Below are 7,919 nucleotides of genomic sequence, written 5' to 3' on the forward strand. Positions count from 1 at the left end.
AAAGCTACATAATAAAAAAAGAGGATTTTTTTACATAAAATCCTCTTTTTCTTGCTATTATTCTGATCGTAATGCATCAATTGGTCGTAATTTCGACGCTTTATTCGCTGGTGTAATACCGAATATAACACCGATAAGCATCGAAAATAGGAAAGCTCCAATGATTGTTGGCGCCGTTATGCCTGATGGTATTCCCGCAAGCGATCCAAAAGCAAGTGCTCCTGATACACCTATTGCAATACCTACCAAACCTCCAACGACACTTATAACAATGGATTCAATCAAGAACTGGGTCAGAATATCTCGTTTTTTCGCCCCTAGTGCTTTTCGAATACCAATTTCTCGTGTTCTTTCGGATACGGAAACAAGCATGATATTCATAATTCCAATACCACCGACAACTAGCGAGATACCCGCAATGGCCCCAAGCGCCGTTGTCAAAGTAGAGCTGATCGTATCAAAGGCATTCAAAATCTCTTGCTGATTAATCACTTGATACGGTGCTGTTTCTCCGCTCGCCGAGTCTGCCTCATTATAGTTAAAATGAATGGACAGGCGTGATTCTAGCGTATTAACAACCCGATCCACATCCTCCGCTGTGTCTGTTTCGACGTAGAAAGTCCGAACGTTCGTATCTTTTAGTAAACGCTGTGCCGCGGATAACGGGACAAATATTTGATCATCACTAGAGCCCATCATGGATGCACCTTTTTCCTTAAGTACACCGACGACTTTGTACGGCATACCGTTAACACGGATATATTCACCGATAGGATCAGAAAAGCCAAACAAATCACTGGCTACATTCGGTCCAATAACCGCGATTTTCTGACCGTACTCCACATCAATTGGAAGCAAGAATCGACCGGCATCCAGTTTCAGCCCTCGAGCATCTTTATACTGCTCATTTGTACCGATCAGTTTCAAGTCCTTCGATTTGTAATCAAACGTTGCTTTGACCTGTCCTGAGAGTTCTGGAGAAATACTTTTGACACCATCGATATTCTTGTATTTCAAGACGTCATCGTATGTGAACTTATCATTTGGATTCGTTGACGTATTCATGACTGTCACCAAATTAGAACCGAGGTCACCCATCTGGCTGTTTACCTGATCTGTCACACCTTTACCAAGGGAGACGAGCAGGATAACCGACGAAACACCGATAATAATTCCGAGCATCGTCAAAAAAGAACGCATCTTACTTGTTTTTAGTTGTTTCCAAGCCATTTTCATACTTTGGAGGATCATTGCGTTACCCCCTCATTGAAAAGTTGACCATCTTGAATCCGAATCGTTCTCGTACCATAATTCGCGATATCAAGATCATGCGTGATCATAACGATCGTATTGCCAGCACGATTTAGTTCTTGCAAAATCGCCATGACTTCTTTTCCCGTTTTGGAATCGAGTGCTCCTGTTGGTTCATCGGCCAACAAAATTTGCGGATTTGCTGCAAGTGCACGAGCTATTGCTACACGTTGCTGCTGTCCTCCAGAAAGTTGTGTCGGTAGATTTTGTTTCTTATCCGTTAAACCGACTTTATTCAAACAATCCAGCGCAATCTCTTGTCTTTTATTCACGTTCATACCGCCGTAGATCAACGGTAATTCCACGTTCTCTAAAGCTGATAGTTTCGTCAACAAATTAAATTGTTGAAAAATGAAACCAATTTTCTTATTGCGAATCGCTGATAATTTGTTATCATTTAGCGTTGCCACATCGACACCATCTAAATGATACTGACCAGAGTCTGGCACATCTAAGCAACCAATCATATTCATCAAGGTCGACTTACCAGAGCCAGAAGGTCCTACAATCGCCAAAAATTCGCCTTTTTCAACGGCTAGCGTCACATTATCTAATGCTTTAAATGTCTCACCACCGAGCGTGTATGTTTTTGTCAAATTTTTCATATCAATAAGCGGACTCATCACGTGATCACCTCCTTGTTTGGTCTAGTTTTTAAAATCCTGGCTGTCCTGATGATTTCGTTTTTGTTGGTAAAATGACCTCATCGCCTTTTTCTAGACCTTTCGTGATCTCGATGTTATCTTCATTGTGAAGTCCTGTCGTTACGTATTGTTTCACTTCTTTTGTTGTATCATTTTTCCCTTTTTTAGGAACGAGCACATAATATTTACCGTCATCATTTTTTTGAACAGCTTCGATTGGGACGTAAAGCGCGTTTGCCTTTTCGTTCACGAGAATCGATGCGTCTGCTGTCATCCCAGATTTCAAATTGGTCGTATCATCGATCGTGATTGTTACTAGAAAAGAAGATACACCGTTCATTACTGTTCCTTGTTCTGCGATTTCTTTTACTTTACCTGTGTATGTTTTATCAGGCACCGCGGTCACAGATATTTTTGCCTCCTGATCGACTTTCACATTCGGAACATCGAGTTCGTCCATCTGCACTTGCAGTTGTAACTCATTATAATCAGGCGCTTGTTGGTTTTGCGGAACAATTGCCCCTGTAGCTGTCGCGTTGATTTTCATGTCCCCCTGTTTTACTTTCGTCGTTACAAGATCTTTTGTTGCTGCTGTATCTGATCCTGATTTAGAGCCTAAGAATAGTACTGCTCCAACTACGATCGCCGCGATAATAACGAGAGCGATCAACCATTTTACCCATTTCTTCATGTGTGTTGCTCCTTCCAAATTAAGTAATTGTTTGTCAGTCCCCATATGTAGGTAACTAAGCATTCAAAAAAAGTTCATAAACACAAATATTCACTTTCCAAAATGTTCATGCCTTCTCTATAAGTAACTATTGTAGCACACCTAAAATGAAAACCAGTCGTACGGAGGTCTTATTTATTCGTTCATATTCAATTCATATTAAAAAAACTAGAATACTAAGACAGCAAGATACGCCGCTTCGATTCTAGTCTACTTTTATTCATTCGGGTAGTTGAAATAATTTCCTTCTACTACTTCGATTTGTTTTTCTTTTCACGTTCACATTCTTAATTTTTACTAACGAGACGTAATCATCCACTAGGCGTTCTTCTGCGTACTCTGACTCGACCAACACACCAATGCCGACTAATTTCGCATTGAACTCTTCTAACAAGTTCTTCATCCCATTAATCGTTCCGCCAGCCTTCATGAAATCGTCGACGATAACAACATTCGAACCCTCAGGCAGGCTCCGCTTGGATAATTCCATCTTCTCGATCCGTTTGCTTGAACCAGATACGTAATTGATACTTACCGTCGAGCCTTCCGTTACCTTGCTATCACGACGCACAATGACAAACGGGACATTCAAGTGTTCAGCAACAGCTTGCGCGATGGGAATGCCTTTTGTCGCCACCGTCATAATCGCGTCAATTCGCTGCTTATTGAATTTTGTCGCTAAAATTTTGCCGATATGACTTAGCGTCACAGGCTCGCCTAGTAGATCCGATAAATATAAGTATCCGCCTGGCAGTAATCGGTTAGGCTCTGCGATGCGATTACAGAGCGTCTGAACGAAATCAAGCACGTCCGCGTTATCAGCAATGGAAATGTATTTCACGCCACCAGCAGCCCCAGGGACGGTCTCAAGCGTGCCAATACCTCGATCTTCAAATGTCTTCTTTATAATTACTAAGTCTTCACTAATCGATGATTTTGCGGAACCGTAACGTTCTGCAAATAAAGTTAGTGGTACTAGTTTTCGTGGATGGCTCAGTAGAAACTGTGTCATATCAATTAAACGCTCACTACGCCGAATTTTCATTGTACTTCTTCTCCTCTTTTTAAAAATAGCTTTTCCAAACAATAGAACCTATTTCGCCCTTTTTGTACGTGTTTAACTTTATTATAAAGGCTTTTTGGAGGAAAAGATAGTAATACAGATGTCGCGCGTACCGATCTGCTTATTTCATGACCTCTTTAAAGCTCACCACTTCTGCCCCAACGGATGTCAGTGCAGAAAGGACTTCATCAGACGTTAAAAATGTTAGTTCTTTTATGCGATAATCAGAGTATGAGCTAAGGGATAACAGGGTTTCATCGATAAACGCTGGATGGCACATGAACTCCAATGTTTGCGTATCATTTTCGTGTGCTTTAATCACTTGCTTCACTACATCCGCTGTAATACCTTCTGCGTAAAATTGATCAGAGAAGCGATCGGTAGTTGGAATACCCTTGTAATCGGCATCGTGAACAGAGCGACGTAGGCCAACACCATATTTCTTCGCAAGTTTTTGCAGGACTGGCAGTACGATAGGTTCGATTAAATGATGGGTGTCAAAATGGGAGATCTGGATTCCTGCCGCTAGGATTTTTTCGATTTGAGCTGTGAATTCGCGTTCTACCTCGTCAGCATTCAGCGTAGCAGTTGAACTTCTTAAAACGTCTTGTGGCAAAAACTTACCCGATGCCGCCGTCAAGCTTGGGACATCTTTTAAAAGTGGACTACCGAACGTTAGCGTCAAATGTGCACCGATATCAAGCCCTGGATTTTCTTTCGCGATTTCTGCACCTAAATCAAATGCTGGTGAATTCGCAAGCATCGTCGTTGATTTGACCACACCATTCTTGTAAGCTTCCAAAATCCCATATACGACACCTTTTGACAAACCAAAATCATCTGCATTAAAAATAACTTTCATCATGATCGACTCCCTCATTATTTTTCTTCTTGCCATGGTCTTACTAAATATACTTCTTCACAAAAGCCTCGCAGGCCGTTATAGACACGTTTAGCTCTGGAATACTGCTTTACAAGAGCGAAGACTGTCGGACCACTACCGCTCATTAAAGCCGTATCTGCGCCGAACTCTAGCATCTTCTCTTTGATCCGCTTCACTTCTGGATGTTTCACGAGTGTTACCGTCTCTAAGACATTACCGATATTCTCGCAAATTCCGTCAAAACTGTTATCCCGAATCGCCTGTACCATTCCTGCCGTATTTGGGTGCGTCACCTCACCGACACGCAAATCGCGGTAAACACCAGGTGTCGACACGCTAATCGACGGCTTGGCCAACACAATCCAGCAGTTGGGCATCATCGGAAGCGGCTCAATAATTTCGCCGCGCCCAGTTGCCAGTGCCGTACCACCGTACAAGCAAAATGGGATATCCGATCCGAGCTCTGCGCCAAGATCCGCTAACTCCTCAATGGTTAGATTCAAATCCCACAGCTGATTCAACCCTTTCAGCGCTGCGGCTGCGTCACTACTGCCACCTGCAAGTCCTGCCGCAACCGGAATACTCTTATCGAGCGTCATTGCTACGCCTTGCTTCACTGAAAACCGCTCTTTTAGAAGCGCTGCCGCTTGGTAAACTAGGTTCCGTTTATCATCTGGGATAAAATGTGCTTTTACGTCCAATTTGATGATATCCTTTTCCAGTAAAACTAACTGCAGACGATCCGCCAAGTCAATCGTTGTCATCACCATTTCGAGTTCGTGGTAATTGTCGTTTCTTTTATATAGCGCATCCAATGATAAATTAATTTTCGCCGGTGCTTTCACATTTATTTTCATCGCTTCTACAGCCTTTCTTAGGGAACCAATGTCGTTCGACCATTTATTTTCCAAGGATCCTCATCTCAAAAATCTTCTTCATTTATTTTACCATACAGCGACGTAAATATGTACTTCTAAACGAAAAGCTATTATTATGTAACAATGCACATCAAAAAACCAGCTCTCCAAAAAAGAACTGGTCTTGAGATATCAGTGATTAAAGTGCTAATTCCTTACTTACATCATCAGTAAAGTCTAATTCTACAGTGTCTGTTAAAATGTCTGTATAACTATAGGATACTCTTTCAAAATTGTTCTCGTCTTGATCTAATTCCACTACGAAAACTGATGGATAAGTTTCAGCTAAAACGCCACAACGCTCGATCGTTTTCTTACGTCCGCCGTTCGCTTTCAAAGTTAGTCTTGTTCCAAGTCTGGATTCAAGATTTTGTTTGATGCTTGCAATAGTTTTTGACATTTATATTCCACCTCACTAAATTCCAGTATAGCATAGTAAGGCCTAAAAATCAATAAACAAATATTTTAACAGCGAAACGCCCTTCTGTCAACCGGCAAGGTCATTTTTTTAGTGATTTTTCACTAATTTCTCATGAAACCGCCAAGAAAATTACTTAAAGTCGCAAATTCAGGGATCGAAAGCGTTTCACCACGGCGTTTCACATCGATACCAAGCTCGGCAAGTTTTCCTTCTACTTCTTCTTTTTGAGGCTTCAATTCAGGGAAGCGATTCACTAAATTGTTCCATAGCGTTTTTCGTCTTTGGGCAAATGCAGAACGCGTAATATCAAAAAAGAAATCGACATCATTCACTTTTGCGGGTGGTTCTTCTCGCCTTTTCAAATGGATAATTGCTGAATCCACATTCGGTTGCGGCATAAATACCGTTTTAGGAACAATAAAAGATAGTTCGGTTTCCATGTAGTACTGAATCGCGATCGACAAGCTTCCGTAAGCCTTCGTGCTCGGTTTTGCCGAAATACGATCCGCGACTTCTTTTTGTAGCATAAAGGTCATGCTAGACACCGGTAAATCCTCATGAAGCAACTGCAAAATAATTGGCGTTGTTACGTAATACGGCAAGTTCGCCACGACCTTCACAGGCTTCGTCCGTTCTGCCAGGTTCGCCTCAATCATCGCCCCAACATCCACTTTCAAAATGTCTTCGTTCACGATGTCCACATTATCATAAGCCGCCAATGTATCCGGCAGAATCGCCATCAAACGCTGATCGATCTCAAATGCTAAGACGCGGCGTGATGTCCGGGCCAAATGCTCCGTCAAGGCACCGATACCTGGTCCAATTTCAATCACATCCGTCTCTTTATCTAGTTCAGCCGTCTCCGTAATCCGACGTAAAATATTACTATCGATCAAAAAATTCTGACCCAGGCTTTTCTTAAAAAGAAAATCATACTTCTTTAAAATCTCCTTCGTACGTCCCGGCGTTGCGATATCTTTACTCATTCGTTTCCTCCTGCACTATTAAGCCCCATGCGGCTTCAAATTGTTCGCTTGTAATGCCAAACATGCGAAGTCTAGCCTGCAATTGTTTGCCATTCGTATAACCTATTTTAAGGATTTCTCCTAATCGTTGTCGTTTTGCTTTGGCTCCAGCCCCACCCATCAAACCAAGCATAACTAGGCGCTCATAGTCGATGTCACTCGTTGTCGTACGCTCATCGCTCGTATGGAAATGTTGCAGGGCTTCTTGAATAACCGCAGGCTTAGCATGTTCTATACCAAGTCCACGCCCGTATTTTGGCAAGGCATCACTTCGTTTAATAAAAGCATGATGGCATCCTGGCACTGCCGCATCGATTTGCTTGCGGATTTTCTCACCAGGGAAGTCTGGATCTGTCAAAATGATGACGCCTCGTTTTTCTTTTGCATGGCGGATTTTTTCAATTGTCGTTGCAGATAGAGCCGAACCATTCGTCTCGATCGTATCAGCATCGGCTGCGCGGTGTATCGCCGTTGTATCGTCACGTCCTTCGACTACAATGACCTCATGAATCACTAACTTCTCCATACCATTCGTCCCTTCTCTCACTCAGTCTTTCTATCATACCATAAAACCCGAAAAAGCTAAATATCATGATAGAGGACACATAAAAAAACAGGATACAGCCCTATTAGCGGCTTATATCCTGCTTCATTGTATTCTTATTAATCTAAAACTGTTACGGTTACTTGACGTCTACCCCAAGTATAACATTGGCTTTCATTCGGGAAGTATACGTCTACGATATTTCCTTTAATCGCGCCACCAGTGTCTCCGGCAATTGCTTCTCCGTATCCAGATACGTAGACTCTAGAGCCTAGTGGGATAACGCTTGGATCTACAGCAACTATCTTTTAAACCTTAGCGTTGTCTGTTAGGTTGTATTACCTGTTGCTTGTTGTACCACCACCTGAATAAGCTGTTGAT

Annotated in this window: 8 protein-coding genes and 2 pseudogenes; all 10 read right to left on the reverse strand. The window is 42.2% G+C overall.

The genetic code is table 11. From position 1 onward, the window contains the following. Positions 1-57: 57 nt before the first annotated feature. Entirely contained in the window at positions 58-1,251 is a 1,194-nt protein-coding gene (locus PGRAN_RS12605) for an ABC transporter permease (protein ID WP_036067514.1), read from the reverse strand. After that, positions 1,248-1,937 (reverse strand): ABC transporter ATP-binding protein, encoded by a 690-nt coding sequence (locus tag PGRAN_RS12610; RefSeq protein WP_149024061.1) that lies wholly within the window; start codon positions 1,935-1,937, stop codon positions 1,248-1,250. The genes PGRAN_RS12605 and PGRAN_RS12610 overlap by 4 nt, the downstream gene beginning before the upstream one ends. A gap of 28 nt (positions 1,938-1,965) precedes the next feature. Beyond that, positions 1,966-2,646, reverse strand: a complete 681-nt coding sequence (locus PGRAN_RS12615) for an efflux RND transporter periplasmic adaptor subunit (protein ID WP_036067516.1) — start codon at positions 2,644-2,646, stop codon at positions 1,966-1,968. Between the two features lie 255 nt (positions 2,647-2,901). Then, a pseudogene (gene purR / locus PGRAN_RS12620) lies at positions 2,902-3,730 on the reverse strand (pur operon repressor). A 139-nt stretch (positions 3,731-3,869) separates the two neighbouring features. Continuing rightward, a complete protein-coding gene (chbG, locus tag PGRAN_RS12625; protein WP_051998635.1) occupies positions 3,870-4,610 on the reverse strand; it encodes a chitin disaccharide deacetylase in 741 nt (246 codons plus the stop codon). A gap of 17 nt (positions 4,611-4,627) precedes the next feature. Continuing rightward, a complete protein-coding gene (gene ispE, locus PGRAN_RS12630) occupies positions 4,628-5,488 on the reverse strand; it encodes a 4-(cytidine 5'-diphospho)-2-C-methyl-D-erythritol kinase (RefSeq protein WP_036067528.1) in 861 nt (286 codons plus the stop codon). Between the two features lie 199 nt (positions 5,489-5,687). Continuing rightward, positions 5,688-5,948 carry a biofilm formation stimulator Veg gene (gene veg / locus PGRAN_RS12635; RefSeq protein ID WP_036067518.1) on the reverse strand — a complete coding sequence of 87 codons (261 nt, stop codon included), beginning with the start codon at positions 5,946-5,948 and terminating at the stop codon, positions 5,688-5,690. A gap of 122 nt (positions 5,949-6,070) precedes the next feature. Then, complete coding sequence (gene rsmA, locus PGRAN_RS12640; RefSeq protein ID WP_036067519.1) at positions 6,071-6,955, reverse strand: 16S rRNA (adenine(1518)-N(6)/adenine(1519)-N(6))-dimethyltransferase RsmA; 885 nt, start codon at positions 6,953-6,955, stop codon at positions 6,071-6,073. Next, positions 6,948-7,520: a ribonuclease M5 gene (gene rnmV / locus PGRAN_RS12645; protein WP_036067520.1), complete on the reverse strand. Its 573-nt coding sequence runs from the start codon at positions 7,518-7,520 to the stop codon at positions 6,948-6,950. Before rnmV ends, rsmA begins: the two co-directional genes overlap by 8 nt. A gap of 137 nt (positions 7,521-7,657) precedes the next feature. Next, positions 7,658-7,846, reverse strand: a pseudogene (locus PGRAN_RS16395) (3D domain-containing protein); the annotation flags it as partial. Positions 7,847-7,919: the final 73 nt, after the last annotated feature.

The sequence above is a fragment of the Listeria grandensis FSL F6-0971 genome (genome assembly GCF_000525835.1).
In the GTDB taxonomy this organism is placed as follows: Bacteria; Bacillota; Bacilli; order Lactobacillales; family Listeriaceae; genus Listeria_A; species Listeria_A grandensis.

Excerpts from the sequence above, each read along its gene's own strand:
- PGRAN_RS12605 (WP_036067514.1), bottom strand. The coding sequence starts at position 1,251 with ATGATCCTCCAAAGTATGAAAATGGCTTGGAAACAACTAAAAACAAGT.
- PGRAN_RS12615 (WP_036067516.1), bottom strand. The coding sequence starts at position 2,646 with ATGAAGAAATGGGTAAAATGGTTGATCGCTCTCGTTATTATCGCGGCG.
- chbG (WP_051998635.1), bottom strand. The coding sequence starts at position 4,610 with ATGAAAGTTATTTTTAATGCAGATGATTTTGGTTTGTCAAAAGGTGTC.
- ispE (WP_036067528.1), bottom strand. The coding sequence starts at position 5,488 with ATGAAAATAAATGTGAAAGCACCGGCGAAAATTAATTTATCATTGGAT.
- veg (WP_036067518.1), bottom strand. The coding sequence starts at position 5,948 with ATGTCAAAAACTATTGCAAGCATCAAACAAAATCTTGAATCCAGACTT.
- rsmA (WP_036067519.1), bottom strand. The coding sequence starts at position 6,955 with ATGAGTAAAGATATCGCAACGCCGGGACGTACGAAGGAGATTTTAAAG.
- rnmV (WP_036067520.1), bottom strand. The coding sequence starts at position 7,520 with ATGGAGAAGTTAGTGATTCATGAGGTCATTGTAGTCGAAGGACGTGAC.